The organism is Sphingopyxis sp. (assembly GCF_036261875.1).
Taxonomy (GTDB): Bacteria; Pseudomonadota; Alphaproteobacteria; order Sphingomonadales; family Sphingomonadaceae; genus Sphingopyxis.
Genome location: NZ_DATAJZ010000041.1, coordinates 51,640 through 72,746 on the forward strand (window position 1 = coordinate 51,640; position 21,107 = coordinate 72,746).

General features: G+C 67.4%; 19 protein-coding genes and 1 riboswitch. Of the genes, 7 read left to right on the forward strand and 12 right to left on the reverse strand.

The annotated features are described in order from the left end of the window. The first annotated feature begins 14 nt into the window (after positions 1–14). The 5 genes from VHO04_RS18460 to VHO04_RS18480 all read left to right on the forward strand — a co-directional run bounded on the left by VHO04_RS18460 (position 15) and on the right by VHO04_RS18480 (position 1,824). Positions 15–332, forward strand: a complete 318-nt coding sequence (locus tag VHO04_RS18460; RefSeq protein ID WP_329629668.1) for a hypothetical protein — start codon at positions 15–17, stop codon at positions 330–332. Positions 333–344: 12 nt separating this feature from the next. Further along, positions 345–593, forward strand: coding sequence for a hypothetical protein (locus tag VHO04_RS18465; protein ID WP_257547631.1), 249 nt, complete (start codon positions 345–347; stop codon positions 591–593). A 31-nt stretch (positions 594–624) separates the two neighbouring features. Further along, positions 625–894: a hypothetical protein gene (locus tag VHO04_RS18470; protein WP_297664518.1), complete on the forward strand. Its 270-nt coding sequence runs from the start codon at positions 625–627 to the stop codon at positions 892–894. Positions 895–920: 26 nt separating this feature from the next. Next, positions 921–1,175 carry a hypothetical protein gene (locus VHO04_RS18475; RefSeq protein WP_329629669.1) on the forward strand — a complete coding sequence of 85 codons (255 nt, stop codon included), beginning with the start codon at positions 921–923 and terminating at the stop codon, positions 1,173–1,175. A gap of 238 nt (positions 1,176–1,413) precedes the next feature. Then, positions 1,414–1,824, forward strand: a complete 411-nt coding sequence (locus VHO04_RS18480) for a SufE family protein (RefSeq protein ID WP_329629670.1) — start codon at positions 1,414–1,416, stop codon at positions 1,822–1,824. 105 nt (positions 1,825–1,929) lie between these two features. On the opposite strand, the gene VHO04_RS18485 is transcribed toward VHO04_RS18480, so the two are convergent. From VHO04_RS18485 to VHO04_RS18540, 12 genes are all read right to left on the reverse strand, one after another. Further along, complete coding sequence (locus VHO04_RS18485) at positions 1,930–4,461, reverse strand: TonB-dependent receptor (RefSeq protein ID WP_329629671.1); 2,532 nt, start codon at positions 4,459–4,461, stop codon at positions 1,930–1,932. Between the two features lie 311 nt (positions 4,462–4,772). After that, positions 4,773–6,044 (reverse strand): ATP-dependent Clp protease ATP-binding subunit ClpX, encoded by a 1,272-nt coding sequence (clpX, locus tag VHO04_RS18490; protein ID WP_257547641.1) that lies wholly within the window; start codon positions 6,042–6,044, stop codon positions 4,773–4,775. A 245-nt stretch (positions 6,045–6,289) separates the two neighbouring features. Further along, on the reverse strand, positions 6,290–6,940 hold the full coding sequence (locus tag VHO04_RS18495) for an ATP-dependent Clp protease proteolytic subunit (RefSeq protein ID WP_329629672.1): 651 nt from the start codon (positions 6,938–6,940) through the stop codon (positions 6,290–6,292). A gap of 595 nt (positions 6,941–7,535) precedes the next feature. Then, a complete protein-coding gene (fdxA, locus tag VHO04_RS18500; protein ID WP_297663974.1) occupies positions 7,536–7,874 on the reverse strand; it encodes a ferredoxin FdxA in 339 nt (112 codons plus the stop codon). 172 nt (positions 7,875–8,046) lie between these two features. After that, positions 8,047–8,346 carry an RNA-binding S4 domain-containing protein gene (locus VHO04_RS18505; protein WP_329629673.1) on the reverse strand — a complete coding sequence of 100 codons (300 nt, stop codon included), beginning with the start codon at positions 8,344–8,346 and terminating at the stop codon, positions 8,047–8,049. Positions 8,347–8,356: 10 nt separating this feature from the next. Then, entirely contained in the window at positions 8,357–11,155 is a 2,799-nt protein-coding gene (locus VHO04_RS18510; protein WP_329629674.1) for a helicase-related protein, read from the reverse strand. A gap of 80 nt (positions 11,156–11,235) precedes the next feature. After that, positions 11,236–12,690, reverse strand: coding sequence for a cobyric acid synthase (locus tag VHO04_RS18515; RefSeq protein WP_329629675.1), 1,455 nt, complete (start codon positions 12,688–12,690; stop codon positions 11,236–11,238). 32 nt (positions 12,691–12,722) lie between these two features. Further along, positions 12,723–13,505, reverse strand: a complete 783-nt coding sequence (locus VHO04_RS18520) for an ABC transporter ATP-binding protein (RefSeq protein ID WP_329629676.1) — start codon at positions 13,503–13,505, stop codon at positions 12,723–12,725. Beyond that, on the reverse strand, positions 13,499–14,488 hold the full coding sequence (locus VHO04_RS18525; RefSeq protein ID WP_329629677.1) for an iron ABC transporter permease: 990 nt from the start codon (positions 14,486–14,488) through the stop codon (positions 13,499–13,501). Before VHO04_RS18525 ends, VHO04_RS18520 begins: the two co-directional genes overlap by 7 nt. Then, positions 14,485–15,339 (reverse strand): ABC transporter substrate-binding protein, encoded by an 855-nt coding sequence (locus tag VHO04_RS18530; protein ID WP_329629678.1) that lies wholly within the window; start codon positions 15,337–15,339, stop codon positions 14,485–14,487. Before VHO04_RS18530 ends, VHO04_RS18525 begins: the two co-directional genes overlap by 4 nt. 2 nt (positions 15,340–15,341) lie before the next feature. Continuing rightward, the gene (locus VHO04_RS18535) at positions 15,342–17,195 is read right to left on the reverse strand and encodes a TonB-dependent receptor plug domain-containing protein (protein WP_329629679.1); all 1,854 of its coding nucleotides are present in this window, start codon (positions 17,193–17,195) and stop codon (positions 15,342–15,344) included. A 178-nt stretch (positions 17,196–17,373) separates the two neighbouring features. Then, positions 17,374–17,590: riboswitch (cobalamin riboswitch) on the reverse strand. Positions 17,591–17,803: 213 nt separating this feature from the next. Further along, positions 17,804–18,436, reverse strand: coding sequence for a TetR/AcrR family transcriptional regulator (locus VHO04_RS18540; protein ID WP_329629680.1), 633 nt, complete (start codon positions 18,434–18,436; stop codon positions 17,804–17,806). 65 nt (positions 18,437–18,501) lie between these two features. Here VHO04_RS18540 and VHO04_RS18545 point away from each other — a divergent pair, with 65 nt between their 5' ends. Both VHO04_RS18545 and VHO04_RS18550 read left to right on the forward strand, forming a co-directional pair. After that, positions 18,502–19,944 carry an efflux transporter outer membrane subunit gene (locus VHO04_RS18545; RefSeq protein WP_329629681.1) on the forward strand — a complete coding sequence of 481 codons (1,443 nt, stop codon included), beginning with the start codon at positions 18,502–18,504 and terminating at the stop codon, positions 19,942–19,944. A 2-nt stretch (positions 19,945–19,946) separates the two neighbouring features. Further along, a complete protein-coding gene (locus tag VHO04_RS18550) occupies positions 19,947–21,107 on the forward strand; it encodes an HlyD family efflux transporter periplasmic adaptor subunit (RefSeq protein WP_414713141.1) in 1,161 nt (386 codons plus the stop codon).

The following is a 21,107-nucleotide window of genomic DNA, read 5'->3' on the forward strand; positions in this document are numbered from 1 at the left end:
TTAAGGAAAAGATCATGAATCTCGATATTCTGACCGCCATCGCTCCCGTCGTCGCCATCATCGGCGTGGCCGGGGTCGCCGGCTGGGTCTTTACCACTTGGCTGCGGATCAAGAACGGCTATCCGCTCGACGGCGCCTGGGGGCAGGCGGTCTATCCCAAGACAAGCGACGAGACGGTCGAGCGCGTCAAGCTGATCAGCCAGGAAAATGCCCAGCTTCGCGCCGAACTCGGCTCGGTCAAGGATCGCCTCGCGGTGGTCGAGCGCATCGTCACCGACGAAGGGCACCGGCTGAGCCACGAGATCGAGGCGCTGCGGCGCCCCGCGAACTGAGGAGACGCAATCATGGGTGACACCATCTGGATTCTCGTGCCGCTTGCGCCCTTTCTGCTCGTCGGCTTCATCTTCTGGTCGAAGCATCAGCAGAAGATGATCGAGAAGCAGTCCGAACTGACCGCCGAAAAGGCCGCGCAATATGCGGCGCAGACCGAACGCCTCGAAGCCCGCGTCCGCGTCCTAGAACGCATCGTCACCGACAAGGGCGTCGATGTCGCCGAAGAGATCGAAAAGCTGCGCGACGCGCCGCTGAACTGAACAACGATAAGAAGAACGGAAGGATTTCCCCATGAACCCCTTTGAAATGGTCATCGGCATCGTCCTGATCGTGACGATCGGCAGCGTGGTCCGGGCCAGATATGGCGTGCACCGCGACCGCCGCGGCAACGAATATTTCGTCGGCAATGCGGGCAACGAGGCCGAGACCAAGGCCCTGCAGGCCGAGATTCGCGCGCTCAAGGAGCGCATCCAGGTGCTCGAACGCATCGCTACCGACACCAACCGGGCGGCCAGCCTCGATGAGGAAATCGAGAAACTGCGCGACCGCTCGCACCCGTGAAGACGTGACGGAGAAGGAACCGAGATATGGTCCCCATTGCTTCCGACCTCGCCAATAATCTGGTCACCGCCGCGGTCGCGCTGAGCGCGCTGAGCATCATCAGCCTGGCGGCGCTGCGCGGCTGGCGCGACTGGATCCAGTTCAAGCGCGAGGAACTCGCCGCCGGCCATGTCGCCGCGCAGGACCCCACCGTGCCCCACGCCGGATCGCGAATCGAGATCGCCGACCTCAAGGAACGCCTGCGCAAGCTCGAAGCCATCGCGGCGGGGGTCGATCTCTGACCATCCGGCTATAATCGGCGTCATTGCGAGCGGGGCGGCGAATCCTAAATCTGATCCACCGTCCCGTTCGTGTCGAGCGAAGTCGAGACACCCATCGGTGTTGCGCTGCCCCGATGGGTGTCTCGACTTCGCTCGACACGAACGGAACCGGGATGGCGTCGATTGAACGCGCGGCGCTCCAAGGTGGCGAAGCGGTCGCCCTCTTTCCCTTCGGCGCAGTTTCTGCCACGGCCGCGCCATGCGCAGCCTTTCCGACATCTTCGACGAATATGATTTTCTCGACGGCGACGATCGCTATCGCCTGCTGATCGAACTCGGGCGCGAACTCGAACCGATGCCCGATGCTCTCAAGACCGACGCGACGCTGGTGCGGGGCTGCTCGGCGAGTGTCTGGGTCTATCCGGTGCCACAGGATGATGGCCGGCTCCATTTCCTCGCCGACAGCAATGCCGCGATCACCAAGGGGATCGTCGCCCTCGTCCTCGCCGCGGTGCAGGATCGGCCGGCGGCCGAGGTCGCGGCGCTGGACATCGCCGCCGCGCTCGCCCCCTTCGACCTGACGCGCCAACTCTCGTCGAACCGCACCCAGGGCGTTCCGAACATGATCGCGCTGGTCCGGGACACCGCCCGCCGCCTCGCCGCGGGCTGACGTCGGGACCGCGGCAACCCGGGCGCCGCTCGCTTTTCTTCCAGATACGAAAAAGGGCGCGGGAGTTTCCTCCCGCGCCCGATTTTCCGTACGTTCGCCGGTGGCTTAGAAGTCGACGACGATCGAGCCGATGAAGGTGCGCGGCGCGCCGATGTTGACGTTCGGCGCCGAGGTGTTGGCCAGCTGTCCGTCGAAGCCGCCGACATAGAGCTTGTCGAACAGGTTGCTGACGTTGAACTGGAAATAGACCTTGTCGCCGAGGCCCGCCCAGTCGAGGCCGACGCGCGCGTCGAGATCGACCAGCGTATAGGCCGGCGCCTTGGCGCCATAGACCTGGACGCCACCGATGGTCAGCGGCAGATTCTGATCGTTGACGTAGCGCGGACCGGTGCGCTTGATCTGGGCACCCAACTGGATCGGGCCCAGTTCGCCCTGCATGCGGCCACCGAAGGTATAGACGGGCGCACCCGATTCGCGCTTGCCGGCGGTCGGTGCGTAGATCGGATCGCCGTTGCCGTCGACGCCGTTCAACACGTCGTCCTTGATCTTCGACTTCAGATAGGAACCGAAGGCATAGATCGAGAATTCGGGGATCGGACGATAGGAGATGCTGCCGTCGATGCCGTATTTGTCGACGCGGCCGAGGTTGCGATAGACGTTACGCTCGGTTTCGGGATCGTAAGACGATGCCAGACGATCGTTGAAGATCGTATACCACAGCCCGACCTGCGCCTGCACCTTGCTGGTGCTGTAACGCACGCCGAGGTCGAAGTTGTCGGTCGTCTCGGGCTTCGGGTTCGCCGATTCGGTGTCCGCCGGGAAATAGAAGGCGTTGTAGAGGTTGTCGGTGCCCGGAACCTGCACACCCTTCGAATAGTTGGCGAAGACGCTCACAGCATTGGTCGCCTTGAAGGTCAGGCCGATGTTCGGCGTGAACTTGTTATATTTGCGGATGCGCTGCTGCGGCCCCTGCGTATCGAAGGTTACGCCTGCGACCGTCTGGGTCGGATTGGCTGCCAGCCAGGCATCCAGACCATCGGTGTTGGTGCCGAAACATTCGACGAAGCCCGTCGCGCTCGACGTTGCGCAATAGTTGTTCAGGTCGCGCTTGAACATCTTGTACGAACCGCCGACCTGAACGGTCAACTGACCGAATTCGCCGCGATATTCGCCGCCGAACATGTTCAGCGTCGCGATCGACTTGCGGTCGCGTTTTTGCAGGATGTTGCCGTCGACATCGGCCAACGGATCGTTGACCGGGAACGGATCGACCGCCTGGCCATTGAGCTTGAGCAAGCCGACCTGGCCGGTCTGGCGGTGGCGCGCGCGATCGAGGCTGTAGAACACGCGGATGGTGTTCTGGTCGTTGAGATCATAGCGCAGGCCCGCGATGACGCCGTAACGATGGGTGTTCGTCTGGCTGGGCGCCAGCAGGCGAATCGTGTCCAGCGTGTCGCCGTCGCCGTTGAGGTCGCGGCCGAAATAGGGCGCGCCCGAGATATAGCCGGTGATCAACTCGCCGCCAGCGTCGTAGAGTCCTTCGCGGGCCACGACCGTGCCGCCGCCGTTCGCCTTGGTGTACTGGAAGCTCGGATCGACCGTCAGAACCAGACCTTCGGCCAGGGTGAAGCGCGAATTGACGCGGATGTTGCCGGTGTTCGACGGGTTCATGCGTTCGTCGAAGGTCGAGCCGCAGCTGTTCGCCTCGTCCTTGACGCCGGGCGTGGCAACCGTGTTGATCTGGCAACGCGCGATACCATAATCGCGCTCGTCCTTGGTCAGGGGGAAGCCGCTGGGCACGTCGCGGTCGGTGCGCAGGGCGACCGAGCCGAAGAAGTTGTTGCGGTTCTCGTTATAGTGACCCGACACCGCGACGAAGTCGCCATTGTCGCCGATCGGCTGATACAGCTTCGCGTTGAACTGCTTCTTGTTGATGCGGCCGCGATGCGCCTTGAAACCGGGCTGGTCGACATTGCCGAAAACCGTGTCGTTGGTTGCCGAGCTGCCCGAGATGAACATGCGGGTGCCCCATGGCGTCAGGACGCCGGTGTCGATCATGCCGAAGACGCGGAAGAAGTTGAAGTCGCCGGCCGAGCCGACCAGCTTGACGCCGAAATCCTCGCCCGGCGTGCGGGTGCGGTAGTTAACGGTCGAACCCGAAGCCGCCGCGGTCGGGCTGTCGACGTCGGTCGACCCGAGGTTGACGTTGACCTGTTCGATCAGCTCGGGGTCGAGTTGCTGGTTCGAATAGAGCGCATAGTTGCCCGAATCGTTCAGCGGAATGCCGTCGAAGGTCTGGTTGATGCGGGTGTTGTCGAAACCGCGGATCGTCATCTTGCCGCCCGCCGAACCGAAGGGGTCGTTGTTCTGGAAGCTGACGCCCGGAAGCTGGTTGATGATGTCGTTGACGGTCTGGCCCGGCGCCTGGTGCGAGATGAACTCCTGGGTCAGGACGGCCTTGGCCTTGGTCGTGTCGGGCGCGATCACGCCGGCGACGCCGTTCTTCGTGCTGGTGCCGGTGACGACGATCTCGTTCTCGAAGTCCTGCGAACCCGTCGACTGGGCGAAGGCAGGCGTGGAAAGCAGCGCGACCGGAATCAGCGCGGCGCTGGCGGCAAGCGTGTGACGGAATTTCATGTCAGGATGTCCCCTTGGTGGTACGATCGGCAGACGCGCGATACAGGGCGCGTCCGACCTGCGAGCGCCCCTGAAGCCCGCATGTGGCACGATTGTGACAGCAATTGTGACAGTGCAAGCCGCGCTTGGATGCCGAGCAGGGTGGGGGGTGAAAAAGCGCGAATTTGCGTCGGTCCGCCGAAGTTATCCACAAGCGCCATTGCGTTTTTTCGGGCAACTGTTGCTGCAATGCAACAAAAAGGGCGCCACGCTTTGTGCGCGGCGCCCTGATTTCTATCGAGCGGTCGTCGGCGACTCAGCCGCCGGCGCGGTCAGGCCGCGTCGCCGGCGGCTTCCTTCGCCTTGTCGGCATAGACGCGGACCGGGTCCTTGCGGCCCTCGACGACATCCTTGTCGACGACGATCTCCACCACATCGGTGAGGTCGGGCAAGTCGAACATCGTGTCGAGCAGGATCGCCTCGACGATCGAGCGCAGCCCGCGCGCGCCGGTCTTGCGTTCGATCGCCTTCTTCGCGACCGCGACCAGTGCGTCGTCGGTAAAGGTCAGCGCGACCTCCTCGAGGTCGAACAATTTCTTATACTGCTTGACCAGCGCATTCTTGGGTTCGCCGAGAATCTTGACCAGCGCATCGACGTCGAGATCCTCGAGCGTCGCGATCACCGGCAGACGGCCGACGAATTCGGGGATCAGGCCGAACTTGAGAAGATCCTCGGGTTCGATCTGCTTGAGCGTTTCGCCCGCGCGGCGTTCGTCGGGACCGGCGACATGCGCGCCGAAACCGATCGACTTGCCCTGCAGGCGGTCGCCGATGATCTTTTCGAGGCCGGCGAAGGCGCCGCCCGCGATGAACAGGATGTTCGTCGTGTCGACCTGCAGGAATTCCTGCTGCGGATGCTTGCGGCCGCCCTGCGGCGGAACGCTCGCGGTCGTGCCTTCCATCAGCTTGAGCAGCGCCTGCTGCACGCCTTCGCCCGACACGTCGCGGGTGATCGAGGGATTCTCTGCCTTGCGGCTGATCTTGTCGATCTCGTCGATATAGACGATGCCGCGCTGCGCCTTTTCGACGTTATAGTCCGACGCCTGGAGCAGCTTGAGGATGATATTCTCGACATCCTCGCCGACATAGCCGGCCTCGGTCAGCGTCGTCGCGTCGGCCATGGTGAAGGGCACGTCGAGGAAGCGCGCGAGCGTCTGTGCGAGCAAAGTCTTGCCGCTGCCGGTCGGGCCGACGAGCAGGATGTTCGATTTCGCGAGCTCGACATCCTCGCCGCGTCCCGAGTTGGCGAGGCGCTTGTAATGGTTGTGGACCGCGACCGACAGGACGCGCTTCGCCTTGTTCTGGCCGATCACATAGGCGTCGAGATGCTGGCAGATTTCCAGCGGCGTCGGCACCGCGCCGTCCTTGCGCGCGGCGATCCCGCCCTTGATCTCTTCGCGGATGATGTCGTTGCAAAGCTCGACGCATTCGTCGCAGATGAACACGGTCGGACCCGCGATCAGCTTGCGGACTTCGTGCTGCGACTTGCCGCAGAAGGAGCAGTAGAGTGTGCTCTTGCTGTCCGAGCCGCTCAATTTCGTCATAAATCTTCCTCTGGCGGGCGCAAAAGGCGCGCTGCCGTCCTTATCCTAGCCCCCGGCCACCCAATTACAATATGGCAATTGGATGACGCGGGTTCAATGTTCCGCCTAGCGCCAAGGCGTGGGGCGGATGTCAAGAAACAGGGTTACCGCGTTTCGTCACCCCGGACTTGATCCGGGGTCCCGCCATTCAACGTCGAGAAGCGGGACCCCGGGTCGGGCCCGGGGTGACGATGGAGTGCGCATGATTAAGGCGTCGGGCCTTCGCTGATTTCCTTGGGCGCTTCGTCGCCCGGCAGCGCGGGGCGGCGGTCGTAGACATGATCGACGAGTCCGAAGGCCTTCGCCTCGTCGGCCTCGAGGAAGGTGTCGCGGTCCATCGCCTTTTCGATCTCCTTCAGCGGCTTGCCGGTATATTGGACGTAGAGGTCGTTCATCCGCTTGCGGATGCGCAGGATTTCCCTGGCCTGAATCTCGATGTCCGACGCCATGCCGCGCGCGCCGCCCGAGGGCTGGTGGATCATCACGCGCGCATTGGTCAGCGCGACGCGCATCCCGGGCTCGCCCGCCGCGAGCAGGAAGCTGCCCATCGACGCCGCCTGGCCGATGCACACGGTGCCGACGCGCGGGCGGATATATTGCATCGTGTCGTGGATCGCCATGCCTGCCGTGACCACCCCGCCCGGCGAGTTGATATACATATAGATGTCCTTCTTCGGATTTTCCGATTCGAGGAACAGCAATTGGGCGGTGATCAGCGAGGCCATATTATCCTCGACCTCGCCGGTGACAAAGACGATCCGTTCGCGCAGCAGGCGGGAGAAAATGTCGAAGCTGCGTTCGCCGCGGCTCGTCTGCTCGACGACGACGGGAACAAGGGCGGCGAGCGGGTCGATCATGCGAATTTTGTCCTTCGTTGTGGAGCGCCGCGCCGAGAACCGGCGGGCTGGCCCCTCGGTGATCCTACATCGGCGGCAAGGCGAAGTGTTTCAAGGGGGCAAATCGGGCCGAATGGTTCAGAAGGCGGATCGTTGACGTCCGCTTCCAAGCGGGAGGTGATGAAGAGGATGGCCCGCGGCATTTTTTCAAAGTTCAGGAAAGTTCAGCCTATTGCATTCCCCCGGCGTGGACCTCGCGGTGTGCTGAACGCACCTAGCACGCCTCGTCGTTGCAGCCGAGCTGGACCGCCGCTTTTATCCACCGAATGAAAGCTGACACAGCCGGATAATGTAGGAAAGGCATAATTGACGGCGGTACCTGCTACAGGGTGGGGAACTGCCTCTCCCCCCCTTCGTCATTCCCGCGAAAGCGGGAACCCAGTGTGGGGTTAGCCGACGCACGCTCTGGGTCCCCGCTTTCGCGGGGATGACAACGTTAGGAGAGGCAGAGCGTCCGCTTCCGGTCGAAAGCCGCCCTTGCGAACCATCGCCCCGGCCAAAAGGAAAAGGGGCGGGAATGACCCCGCCCCGATCGCTCATCGCTGGTTCCGCGACCTCAGTCGCCTTCGCCGGGCTCGGGCGAGAAATATTTGTCGAACTTGTCTTCGACGCCCTTATACTCGTCGGCGTCGGCGGGGCTGTCCTTTTTGACCGTGATATTCGGCCATTCGGCGCTGAACTTGTTGTTCACTTCCAGCCATTTCTCGAGGCCGCTTTCGGTGTCGGGCAGGATCGCCTCGGCCGGGCATTCGGGCTCGCACACGCCGCAGTCGATGCATTCGCTGGGGTTGATGACGAGCATATTCTCGCCCTCATAGAAACAGTCGACCGGACAGACCTCGACGCAGTCCATATATTTGCAACGGATGCAGGCGTCGGTGACGACATAGGTCATGGATAGCGGCTCCCTTCGGGGGCGGCTTCCCGGCCGCCCGGACATTCATCGACCCGCCTCTAAGCCGCGCCAATGCGGCGCGTCAACGCAAAGCGACAGTTGCGAATCACTCTCACTGGATAGCGGAAAGGCGGCGCTTTCGCGCGACAGCTTTTCCTGCGGCGTGGATAGTTCAACTGGAAGCGGCGGGCGTCCCCGCATCGAGCTTTAGATAGCAGGCCTGCGCCTCGGGCGCCGGGCCGCGGCGTTGCGGCAGCGCGAGAAGGCGGATGACCTCGATCCGCTCGCCGAGCGGCAGCACCAGCGTCGCGCCCGCGTGGACCGCGGCCGAAGGGCGCGTGACGCGGCGCCCGTCGAGGCGGATATGCCCGGCGGCGACCATCGCCTGCGCGAGACCGCGCGAGCGCGCGAAGCGCAGATACCAGAGCAGCTTGTCGAGCCGGATGCTTCCTGCGGCGCCGGGGCTCGTCATCGGCGCGCCATCAATCCTTGCGGGCCTCGGCCAGCATCGCGGCGAGGCCGGCGAAGGGGCTGTTGGGGGAGGGACCGCGGCGCGGCCGGTCGGGATGGGGCGGCCGGTCGGGGCGCGGCGGGCGCGGGCCGGCGGCGTGCGGCTTCGGCGGCTTGCCGGGCTTGCCGCGCCGGGCGCTGTCCTGTTTGGCGCCTTGCTTGGCGGGTGGGTGGGAGTGTTCGCCCGCCATCGCTGGCCGCGCCGCCGCTTCCCTCTTCTCCTTCTGCTTGCCGCGCTTGCGGCGCCCGTTCCGGTCGGGCGTCTTGAGGCCCGACCAGCGCCAACGTTGCAGCGCGGGATCGCCGATGCTGCGAAAGCCGAAGCTCGCGAGCAAGGCGCGCCGCGCGTCCTCGTCGAGGCCGAGCGAGGTGGCGAGCGCGGGGTCGATGGCAAAGCCCGGCGGCGGGGCGGCATGGACGTCGTCGCCCGGCTCGTCCTGATGGTCGTCGCCGCCCGCGACCGGCGAGGTGGGCGGAGCGGCGGCCTGAATCCGCGCGGCGTGCGCCTGACGCGCGAGCTTTTCGGCCATGTCGATGCGCAGCCAGCCCGAGGCGCAGCGGCGGAAGCCCGCGATGCGCAGCCCGGCGTGATTGCCTGTCTTCTGCAACACCGCGCCCTGCGGCGGCAACGCCGGGACCGGCTCGCCCTGCTGCGCGGCGAGCAGCGCGGCGCGCCAGCGCACCGCCTCGGGCTTCAGCAATTGATGATGGAAGATGTCGAGCGAGCCGATGGTAAGGCCAAGCTTGCGAAGCTGCGGCCGCTCCTCGGGGGTCATCGCAGCAAGCTGCGCCTCGACCGCGGCGCGCGGGCTCGTGCCGCCGCCATCGACGAGCGCGGCGAGCAGCGCGCGGACGCGCGGCGGGGTGAAGAGGTCGCCCGCCGCCTCGCCCATCGCTGCGAGCGGCGCGGCGTGGCGCGCAAGCTGCTGCGCGACGAAGGCCTGGAGCCGTTCGGCGATCGCCTGCACCTGCGGCGGCTCGAACCGGCGGAGCGCGGCGTCGATCTGGATCGCGGGCTGGACCAGCGTCGGCCCGCGCGCCAGCGTTGCGACGACATGGCCGTGCCAGGCGAGGCGCGGCGGCGCCCCCGCTTCGCTGACCAGCGACAGCGCCTGATCCTCGCCCGCGGCGAGCGCCGCGGCGCGGCGCGCCAGCTCGCCGCTGAGATGCTTTTCGGCGGCGGCGAGGAGCAGGCGATGGTCGCTCGCTCGCGCGCGGGCATCGACCTTGAACTGAAATCCGTTCAGCGTGCCGATCGCCTCGCCGTCGACCGCGACGGTGCCGTCGGCGGCGACCGCGACGGGCAACGCGGTGTGGCGCTGGCCCGCGTCGCGCAGCAGCAGCGCGAGCCGCCGGTCGACGAAGCGCTGGGCGAGCGCGGCGTGCAGCGCGTCGGACAGGCGCGATTCGAGATCCTGCGTCCGCTCGGTCCAGCCAGCGCCGCCGGCGATCCAGTCGCCGCGCTGGGCGATGAAGCAAAGTGTGCGGACGGCGGCGATGCGGCTCGCGAGCTGGTCGATGTCGCCGTCGGTGTCGTCGAGCCGCGCGAGGCGCCGCGCGAACCAGTCGGGATCGACCATCCCGTCGCCGCTCGTTCGCCATTGCCAGAGCTTAAGGACGGTGCGGCTGTGATGTTCGGCGCCGAGCTGCTCGAAATCGGGAAGGCCGCAGACGTCCCACAGGCGCTGGACCGCCTCGGGCTCGCCGCCGCGCATCCGCACCTCCATGTCGCCCGCGAGATGCCGCAGCACCGCGATATCCACCGCCTCGGGCGCGGCGCGCAGACCGGGTTGCGTCGGCGGCTGCGCGAGATCGGCGAGCAGCGTTTCGAGCGTGTCGAAACGCGGCGTCGGATTGCGCCAGAACAGGCTGGTGAGCGGCGGGAAATGATGCCCCTCGATCGCCGCGATCTCCTCGGGCGTGAAGCCGCCTTGCGGGGTGCCGACGGTGCCGAAGCTGCCGTCCTGCTGATGCCGCCCGGCGCGCCCCGCGATCTGCGCCATTTCCGAAATGGTCAGGCGGCGCAGGCGGCGGCCGTCGAATTTCTGCAACGACGCGAAGGCGACGTGTTGAACGTCGAGGTTGAGCCCCATTCCGATCGCGTCGGTGGCGACGAGATAGTCGACCTCGCCCGCCTCGAACATCGCGACCTGGGCGTTGCGGGTCTTGGGGCTGAGCGCGCCCATGACGACCGCGGCGCCGCCCGAGAAACGGCGCAGCATCTCGGCAATCGCGTAGACCTCCTCGGCCGAGAAGGCGACGATCGCCGAGCGCTTGGGCAGCCGCGACAGCTTTGAGGTGCCAGCGTAGCTCAGCGTCGAGAAACGCGGGCGGGTGACGATTTCGGCCTCGGGCACCAGATCGCGGACCAGGCCGCGCAGGCTTGCCGAGCCGAGGATCATCGTCTCCTCGCGCCCGCGCGCGCGGAGCAACCGGTCGGTGAAGACATGGCCGCGTTCGGGGTCGGCGCCGAGCTGTGCCTCGTCGATGCCGACGAAGGCGACGTCGCGTGTGATCGGCAGCGCTTCCATCGTGCCGAGGAGGTAGCGCGCCTCGGGCGGCATGATCCGCTCTTCGCCTGTCACCAGCGCGACCTGCGCGGCGCCCTTGATCGCCACGACCCGATCATAGACTTCGCGCGCGAGCAGGCGCAGCGGAAAGCCGATCATCCCGCTCGAGTGGGCGGTCAGGCGCTCGACCGCCAAATGGGTTTTGCCGGTGTTGGTGGGGCCAAGGACGGCCTTGACCCGGCTGGAAGAGAATGCCGTCATCGTCTTTGCCCCAAGCTGGCATGACGCGCGCGGTGGTGCAACAGGGGATCGACGAAGGGCGGCGATTTGGCCTCCGCCTGTCAATCGCCTCCCCTTGCGAGGGCAAGCAGCGCGTCGATCGCGACATGGTGTTCGAGCTCGGCGGCGATCGCGTCGAGCGCGCCGTCCACCGCGGCGTGATAATCCATCCCGCCGCCGACGCCGCCCAGGCGGGAGAGCAGGGCGCGGCGGAAATCCGCGCTCGCGAGCAGCCCGTGGACATAGCTGCCCATCACGCGGCCGTCGGCGCTAATCGCACCTTCCGCCCGGCTGCCGATTCGCCCGAAAGCGCGCGCGGTTCCAGCGCCCGCGGTTTCGCCCATATGCATTTCATAGCCGCTGATCGGCGCACCGAGCGCGGCGCCCGTCACCGCGCAAAGGATTTTGGCGGACGCCAGCCGCGTTTCGACGTCGAGCAGCCCGAGGCCCGCGGCGCTGCCCGGCGCACCCTCGATCCCGCCCGCGTCGATGATCGAGCGCCCGAGCATCTGATAGCCGCCGCATAGCCCCAGCACATGGCCGCCGCGCCGGACATGCGCCCGGATGTCGATGTCCCAACCCTCGGCGTGCAGAGCGGCGAGATCGGCGATTGTCGCTTTCGATCCCGGCAGCACGATGAGGGCGGCCTCGGCGGGAATCGGCTGCCCCGGCGGCACCATCACCAGCCGCACGCCGGGTTCGAGTTTCAGCGGGTCGAGATCGTCGAAATTGGCAATGCGCGGTAGGATCGGACAGGCGACGACGATCGCGCCGTCGGACTTCGTGCCCTCGCGTTCGAGCACCACCGCGTCCTCGCTCGGCAGATGTTTGACCGCCTCGATCCACGGGACGACGCCGAACCCGCGCCAGCCCGTGCGCCGTTCGATTTCGCGATAACCATCGTCGAATAGCGCGGGGTCGCCGCGGAACTTGTTGATCAGGAAGCCGCGGATCATCGCGGCGTCGCCGGGATCGATCACCGCCCCGGTCCCGACGATCGAGGCGATCACGCCGCCGCGATCGATGTCGCCGACCAGGACGACCGGGACCTTCGCCGCGCGCGCGAAGCCCATGTTCGCGATGTCTCCGCTGCGCAGATTGATCTCGGCGGGCGAGCCCGCGCCTTCGACGATCACCAGATCGCATTCGGCGCGGAGCCGGGTATAGCTTTCCAATATTTCGGCGAGCAAAGGCCCGCGCGCCTCGCGGAAATTGGCGGCGCCGAGCGTGCCGCGCACGCGGCCGTGGACAATCAATTGCGAGGTGCGATCGGCCTGCGGCTTCAGCAACACCGGGTTCATGTCGCTGTGCGGTTCCGCCCGGCACGCGAGCGCCTGAAGCGCCTGCGCGCGCCCGATTTCCCCGCCGTCGACGGTGACCGCGGCATTGTTCGACATATTCTGCGGCTTGAACGGGCGCACCCTCAGGCCGCGATTGGCGAGCGCGCGGCAGAGGCCGGCGACGAGCACTGATTTGCCGACATCGGAGCCGGTCCCCTGCAGCATCAAAGCGCCCATGCCGTGCCTCCCTTCATCATGGGCGGTGCCAGTCATGCACCTGGGCGCACGCGCCCCAGCGTCGTGACCGTCGGCCAGTCGCCGCCGTTTTCGATCCGCGCGTCGATGCCATAGACCGCGCGCAGCAGGTCGGGGGTCAGCACGTCGCGCGGCGTGCCGTCGGCGACGATCCGGCCGCCATCGACGATCAGCAGCCGGTCGCAATAGCGCGCGGCCATGGTGAGGTCATGGAGCACCGCGATGACAAGCGCGCCGGCGTCGGCCTCGGCACGGAGCAGATCCATCGCGTCGATCTGGTGGCCGGGATCGAGGCTGGCGAGCGGTTCGTCGGCGATCAGCGCGGGGGCCTCGACCGCGAGTGCGCGGGCGAAAAGGACGCGCGCGCGCTCGCCGCCCGACAATTCGGTCGCGATCCGGTTTCGGAGCCCCAGCACCTCGGTGCGCGCCATCGCGCGCTCGATCGCGGCGGCGTCGGCGCCGGAGAGGCGCGACATCGGCGCGAGGTGCGGCAAGCGGCCGAGGCCGACCAGGCGCTCGACGGTCAGCGGCCAGTGCAAGCTCTGTCCCTGCGGCAGATAGGCGATGCGGCGGGCAAGCTCGGCGCGCGGCATCGCGGCGGCGTCGGCGGCGTCGATCCGCACCGTTCCGGTCGCGGGAACCAGGGCGAGCATCGCGCGCGCCAGTGTCGACTTGCCGGCTCCGTTGGGGCCGACGATGCCCGTCAGCGTGCCGGGCGCGAAGGCCGCGCTCGCATCCTCGACCACCGCGCGGCGGCCGAGCGCGACGCCGACCCGTTCGAGCGCGATGGTCACCACAGCCGTTTCTCCCGCATCAGATGGACGAGGAAGACCGGCACGCCGAGGAAGGCGGTGACGACGCCGAGCTTCAGTTCGTTCGTCGTCGGGATGATCCGCACGCCAAGGTCGGCGAGCGTCAGCAGCGCCGCGCCGCCGATCGCCGAGGGGAGCAGGATCGCCGACGGGCTGCGGTCGGTGAGCGGGCGGATCAGGTGCGGGACGATCAGCCCGACAAAGCCGATCGCGCCCGATACCGCGACCGCGCCGCCGACCCCGATCGCGGTGCCGACGAGCAGGCGCAGCCGCATCCGCCCGATATCGACGCCGAGCGCCCGCGCCGCATCCTCGCCGAGCGTCAGCGCGTCGAGCGCGCGGCCGTTCCACAGCAGCATCGCCATGCCGATCGCGACGCAGGGCAGCGCGATCCAGACGTGCTGGAACGATCGGTTCTCGAGGCTGCCGAGCAGCCAGGTCATGATCTCCATCGCCGCGAAGGGGTTCGGCGACAGGTTGAGCGCGAGGCTGGTCCCCGCGACCGCGAGCGTGCCGACTGCGATGCCTGCGAGGATCAGCGTGAGCGGGCTTTCCGAACGCCCCGCCAGCGCGAACAGCAGCGCGAGCGACAGCAGCGCGCCGCCGATCGCCAGCAGCGGGAGCGCGGCGGGATGCATCTGCGCGAAGCCGAAATAGAGCGCGGCGACGCCGCCGAGCGCCGCGGCGTTCGACGTGCCGAGCACCGACGGTTCGGCGAGCGGATTGCGCAGATAGCCCTGCAGCGCCGCGCCGGCGAGACCGAGGATCGCCCCGACCGCGAGCGCGAGCAGGGTGCGCGGCAGGCGGAGGTCGAGGAGGATGATCGCCGCGATCCGGTCGCCGTGCCCGGTCGCGGCCGCGACGAGCCGCGCGAGCGACAGATCGACGGGGCCGAAGCGCAGCGACGCGATCGCCGCGACGAGCGCCAGCCCCGCGAGCGCGGCGATCAGCACCGGGCGGCGGATCATCGGCCGCCTCCGTCGATCCGCTCGATCTGGCGCGCGATGCTGCGCGCCGCGTCGGCATAGGCGGGGCTGCCGCAGACGGTCCACGCCTCTGAAACGCTGATCCGCGGAATATCGCGAAGCGCCGGGTGATGGAGCATTTCGCTGCCCTGGTCGGTCACCAGATCGGTCGCGCTTTCGACGATCAGGAAATCGGGTTTCGCGGCTACCATCTCCTCGAGGCTGAGCTGCGAGAGCGGCGGCTTGCCGAGGATATTGGCGAGGTTGACCAGCCCCACGCGGTTCATCATCTCGTCGATCAGCGTGCCGGTGCCGGTCATATAGCCGCGCCGCTGGTAATAGGCCGCGACCCGACCGCGACCCGGTTTGCCCAGCCCCGCAAGCTGGCGCTGGATGCGGCCGACGAGCGCCTCGCCGCGCTCCGGATGGCCGACTGCGGCCGCGGTCTGATGGATCGAGGCATAGATTTGGTCGAGGCCGTTCGCGGTGTCGAGGTCGAGTAGCGGATAAGAGGTGCCGGGCAAGGCGGCGAGCGGGGCGCTGCGGCTTGCCGGCATACCGACGATCAAGTCGGGGTCGATCGCCAATATCTGCTCGGCCGAATTGCTGAGCAGGGGCAGGCCGCGGGCCTGCGCCGCCTCGCCCGACATCTGCGGGTCCGCCGCGTTGATCGTCAGCCCCGCGATCTGGCCGCGGTCGGCAAGCGCGAGGACGAGTTGGTCGGAGCAGAGGTTGATCGAGACGATGCGTTTGGGCTGCGTGGGCGGGCTGGGCGCCGCGCCGGGTGCGGCGGCCCACAGCGCCCCCGCGCCGGCGAGCAGGGTCGCCGCCGCCGCGAGGAGCGCGCGCATCATCGTCAGAAGCTCAGCCGGACGCCGCCATAAGCGGCGCGGCCATAGACGCCATAGCCGGAGGCGGTCGCATAATCGGCGTCGAACAGATTATCGATGCGGCCGTATATCTCCACATGCTCGCCGACCGGGAAGGAGGCGCGAATAGCGGCGAGCGCATAGCCGTCGAGCGGGACGAGGTTCGCCGCATCGTCGAAGCTGTCGCCGACCAGCGTAAGCGTCGCCCCGGTCGACAGGCCGAACGACCAGTCATAGTCGGCCGACAGGCTGATCGCCTGTTCGGCGCGACGGGGAAGGCGCTTGCCGTCGAAGCCGGGCCGTCCCGAACGGTCACGGGCGTCGATATAGGAGTAAGAGGCGGTGACGTTCAGCGCGTCGACCGGCCGCAGCGCCAGCGTCGCTTCGACTCCCTTGGCGCGGGTGCGGTCGATATTGCCATAGGTAAAAGTGGCGTTGTCGTAATTGATCTGGTCGGTGGTGTTGCGCAGGAAGGCGGTGAGCGACATCACCGCCCGCCCGTCCGCCAGACTCTGGTTGATGCCGAGGTCATAGCTTTTCGACCGTTCGGGCCGCAGCGCCGCATTGCCGCTGAAACTGTCGTAGAGCTGATAGAGCGACGGCGCCTTGAACCCCTCGCCATAGCTCGCGCGGAAATTGGTCGCGCCACCGTTGGGCGAATAATTGGCGTTGGCGCCGAAGGTCGTCGCGCCGCCGAACTGACTGTGGTCGTCGTGGCGCACGCCGCCGGTCAGCGACAGGCCCGCGAACGGCTGGACGATCCCCAGCGCATAGACGCTGTCGATGTTCGCGCGCTCGCTGGCGGTCGATCCGAAGCCGAAGAAATCATAGTCGGGGCGTTCATGCTCATAACCGAAGATCAGCTTCGCCTGCCGGGTCGGGGCGACGACGCCCTGATATTCGAAGCGCAGATTGCTCCCCGAATAGCCGTAATCGGGGGCGGTGCCACGCACGAAATAATAATCGCGATCATTGCGCAGCCAGGTCACCGCCGCGCGGCTGGTGAAGCGGCCGTCGAACAGCGCGAGATTGAGGCCCGCATAGCCGACATATTGGTCGAGCTTGGCGATATCGGCGCTGTCCGCCGGGGGGCCGAAGAAGCTGTCATAGTCGAGATCGGCATGGATATAATAGCCGCGCAGGTCGAGGCTCAGCGCATCGCCGAGCGCGATCTTCAGCCGCGCGTTGCCGGCGAAATTCTTATAGCCGTCCTTTTCGGTGCCGCTCGCGGCCGAGGAGATGCCGTCGGTGCGGAACCAGGCCGCGCCGATGCCGCCCGACACCGCGCCCGCGGTGCCCGACACGTCGGCGCGGGCGCTCGCCGTGTCGCTATAGCCATATTCGGCCGCGGCATTGGCGGCGAGCCCTTGCGCAGGCGTGGCGGTCGTCAGGCTGACCACGCCGCCGATCGCCTGGCTGCCGTGGACGACCGAGTTCGATCCGCGCAGCACTTCGATCCGGCTGATGTTGCCGGTGAGCAGCGGGCCGAAATCATAGCCGTCGCCGATGCCGCTTGGGTCGTTCACCTTGACGCCGTCGATCAGCACCAGCGTCTGCGTCGTCTCGGCGCCGCGCAGCGATACGCCGGTCGCCGAGCCGGTGCTGCCGGTGCGGCTGAACCGCACGCCGGGGGTGGTGGCGAGCAGATCGACGACGTCGATCGTCTGGCGCCTGGCGATCGTGTCGGCGTCGATGATGGTGATCGCCTGCCCCGTTTCGTCGCGGGGCTGCTCGATGCCCGATGCGGTGACGACGATATCGTCGGCCAGCGGGCCGGTCTGGGCAAAGGCGGGCGTGGCGGCCGCCGATGCGAGCAGGGAAAGGATGACGGGTTTCAACATTATAGAGTCCTCCGACGCCGGCAACGAAGGCGGAGCCTGCCGAAGCGCGCGCGCGTTCGACCGATTCCGGGACCGGCGGGCGGCGCGAAGGCCCTGGGTCCCGAAACCGAAGCGGCTCCACCGCTTGGTCGTCGCTCGACGGAGTTCTCCGTGCCCCGGCCTTTCCCTGGACCTGAGGCATAAGCGACCCACACCGGCAGGTCTCCTGGCTCGCGGGTCGTCGCTTGACGCACGCCTTCCCGGGACGAGTCCCAGTGGCTGCCCCAGACGGGTCCGGGGCGGTGCGTCGCGCTCGCCGCTTACAGTTGCAGGGACAGCCGCGGATTCGAAGGCAGCGCCTTCTCACCGCATTCCCTTTTAAGCCCCTTGCGGGGCACCGGCGCGATCTTGCGGGACATCGCCCCGCGCCGTCGCCCATAGCGCGACGCCGCATTTTGGCAACCGGCTTTCGCGGGGAGGGAGTTGGTTGAGCACCAACGCCTGCAAAGAGTTCGTGCGTCTCCGCGAAGGCGGGGACCCATCTCCGGCCGGTCCAAAATGGCACCGGCGGGAGATGGGCCCCCGCCTTCGCGGGAGAACAGGGTCTGTTTATTCAGGGATGGCTGGTCCTAATCCTCGGGCTTCCACGCGCGGTAGAAGATGTCGACCGCGTCGTCGATCTCGGCGGCGAGCCGGTCGAGGTCGCGGCCTTCGGGTAGGCCGAGCACCGCGAATTGATAGAGTCCCGACTGGCAGAGGCCGGTGAAATGCTGCACGGCGCGAAGCGGATTGCCCATGCGAAGCTCGCCGCGCGCCATCTTTTCGCCGACCCATATGGCGGCGCGCGCCTTGCCGCGGCGCGGGCCGCGATCATAGAAGGTCTTGGCGAGGTGCGGAAACCGCTCGGCTTCGCCGACGACGAGGCGGAACAGCGAGAGGATCGGCGTCGCGGTGAGCTTGGTCATCAGCAGATTGCCGAAGCGGCGCAGCACTTCGGGGACCGGCTCGTCGAGCGGCAGGTCGACCGCGAGCGCGTCGCCATATTCTTCGACGATGCTATCGACCACCGCCTCGAACAGATCCTCCTTCGACGGAAAATAGCTCCACAGCGTCGTTTTAGACCCGCCGACCTTACTGGCGATCGACGACATCGTTGTCCCGGCATAGCCGTTGGTGAAGAAGGCCGCGCGCGCCGCATCAACGAACGCCTTGCGCCGCGCGGTCGCGGCGTCGTCCAGTGATGCCGTACTGTCTGGTATCATTTCGATTGACAACGCACTCTCCGAGGTTCAATGACACATGATACCAGCTAGTATCGTTGGATTCCATGCCTTATCGAAATCTCCCCTCCCCATTGATTTTGGGCGCCGTTTTCGGCCTGCTTTCGGCCTGCGCCGCCGTTCCCGACCTCGGGCCCAAGCCGGTTCCGGCCCCCGCCGGGTCGTTCGAGTCGGCGGCGAGCTTCGCCGATTCCACCGGCGCGTGGCCTGTCGAGGGCTGGTGGCAGAGCTTCGGCGACGCCCAGCTCGACACGCTGATCGCCGAGGGGCTGAAGGGTTCGCCCGACATGGCGACCGCCGCGGCGCGCGTTCGCGCCGCCGAGGCGCTGGCGCAGCAGGCGGGCGCCGCGCTGCTCCCGCGCGTCGGCGTCGAAGGCAGCGCCGGCGGCACCCAGCAGAGCAAGAATCTGGGTATCCCGCCCGCCTTCGTTCCCGACGGCATTCAGGACACCGGTCATGTCGCCGCGACCTTCAGTCTCGATTTCGACCTGTGGGGCAAGAACCGCGCGGCGCTTGCCGCCGCGACCTCGGAGGCCGAGGCGGCGCGCGTCGACGAGGCGCAGGCGCGGCTGATGCTGACGACCGGAATCGCCTCGGCCTATGCCGACCTCGCGGGCTATTATCATGCGCTCGATGTCGCGAAGGAAGCGGTGCGCGTGCGCGGCGCCAGCGCCGATATTTCGGGTCGGCGCGCCGCGGCGGGAATCGAGAATCAGTCGGCCGAGCGCCAGGCGGAAAGCCGTGCCGCTTCGTCACGCGCCGACGTCGCTGCGCTCGAGGAAGCGATTGCGACGACGCGCCACCGGCTCGCCGCGCTTGTCGGCGCGGGGCCCGACCGCGGGCTGTCGATTGCGCGGCCGACGCTTGCGTCGTCAGGGGTTGGGCCGGGGATCGGCCTGCCGCCGCAGGCGGGGATCGACCTCGTCGGCCGCCGCCCCGACATCGTCGCGGCGAAGCTGCGCGCCGAGGCGGCGGCGAAGCGGATCGACGTCGCGCGCGCCGATTTCTATCCGAACATCAACCTGTCGGCGCTTATCGGCCTCCAGTCGCTCGGTCTTTCGAACCTGTTCAAGTCGGGGTCCGACTATGGCAATTTCGGCGCGGCGGTCAGCCTGCCGATCTTCGACGGCGGGCGCTTGCAGGGCCGCTATCGCGGCGCGCGCGCCGATTTCGACAGCGCGGTCGCCAATTATGACCACACGCTGATTGCCGCGCTGCGCGACGTCGCCGACATCGTCACCAGCCGCGCGGCGACCGAACGCCAGCTCTCCGAACGGCAGGATGCGCTCAAGGCCGCGACCGACGCGGCTGAGCTCGCGGGCCTCCGCTACCGCGCCGGCCTGTCGAACCAGCTCGAGCAGCTCGTTGCAGAAGACAGCATGACCCAGCTCGCGCGTCAGGTCGCCGACCTTCAGGCGCGCAGGCTCTCCCTCGATATCGCCCTGATCCGCGCGCTCGGCGGCGGCTACCAGACCCAGACAGGAGAATGACGATGGCCGACGATACGGCTGCGGCAAACACCCAGGCTCTCCCCGAACCCGCGTCCCCCGAAAACGGCGAAGCGATGGCGAAGCGCAAGAAGCTGCTGCGCATCCTCGCGATCGTCGTCGTGTCGATCGCGGCGCTGTGGGGCATCTGGTATTTCCTCACCCAGGCGGGCCGCGTCTCGACCGACAACGCCTATGTCGGCGCCGACTCGGCGACGGTGACCGCGCTCGTCTCGGGTCCGGTCAAGGCGGTGCGCGTCAGCGGCACGCAGGTGGTCAAGAAAGGCGACGTCCTCGTCATCCTTGACGACGCCGATCAGCGGATCGCGGTCGCCGATGCCGAAGCGGCGCTCCGCCAGGCGCGCCAGCGCTATGGCCAGTCGAGCGCGAACGCCGACGCGGCACGGGCACGCGTCGGCGCACGCGGCGCAGAAATCGCGCAGGCGCGGGCGCGGCTGCGCGACGCCGACGCTTCGGTTGCCAAGGCGCGCGCCGAACTGGCGCGGCGCGAAAGCATCGCGGGTACCGGCGCCGTATCGGCGGAGGAACTGACCGCGGCGCGCACGGCGCTCGCCTCGGCCGGTGCGGCGCGCGATCTCGCGGCGGCCGGAATCGCCTCGGCCGAGGCGACGCGCGGGTCGGCGAGCGGCGACCTCGGCGCCGCCGAAGCGGTGGTGCGCGGCACGACGATCGACACCGCCCCCGATGTCGCGGCGGCGCAGGCACGGCTCGACAAGGCGCGGCTCGACCTCGAACGCACGGTGATCCGTGCGCCGGTCGACGGCGTGGTGACCAACCGGCAGGTGCAGGTGGGACAGCGTATCGCCGCGGGCGCGCCGATCATGGTCGTGGTTCCGATTGCGACGGCCTATGTCGACGCCAATTTCAAGGAAAGCCAGTTCAAGCGCATACGCATCGGCCAGCCGGTCGAGCTGACGTCGGACTATTATGGCGGCGACGTCGTCTATCGCGGCAAGGTGATCGGTATCGCCGGCGGCACCGGCGCCGCCTTTTCGCTGATCCCGGCGCAGAATGCCACGGGTAACTGGGTCAAGGTCGTCCAGCGCCTGCCGGTCCGCATCGCGCTCGATCCGAAGGAGCTGAAGGCGCACCCGCTACGCGTCGGCCTGTCGATGGAAGCGACGATCGACACGCGCGGGAATTGA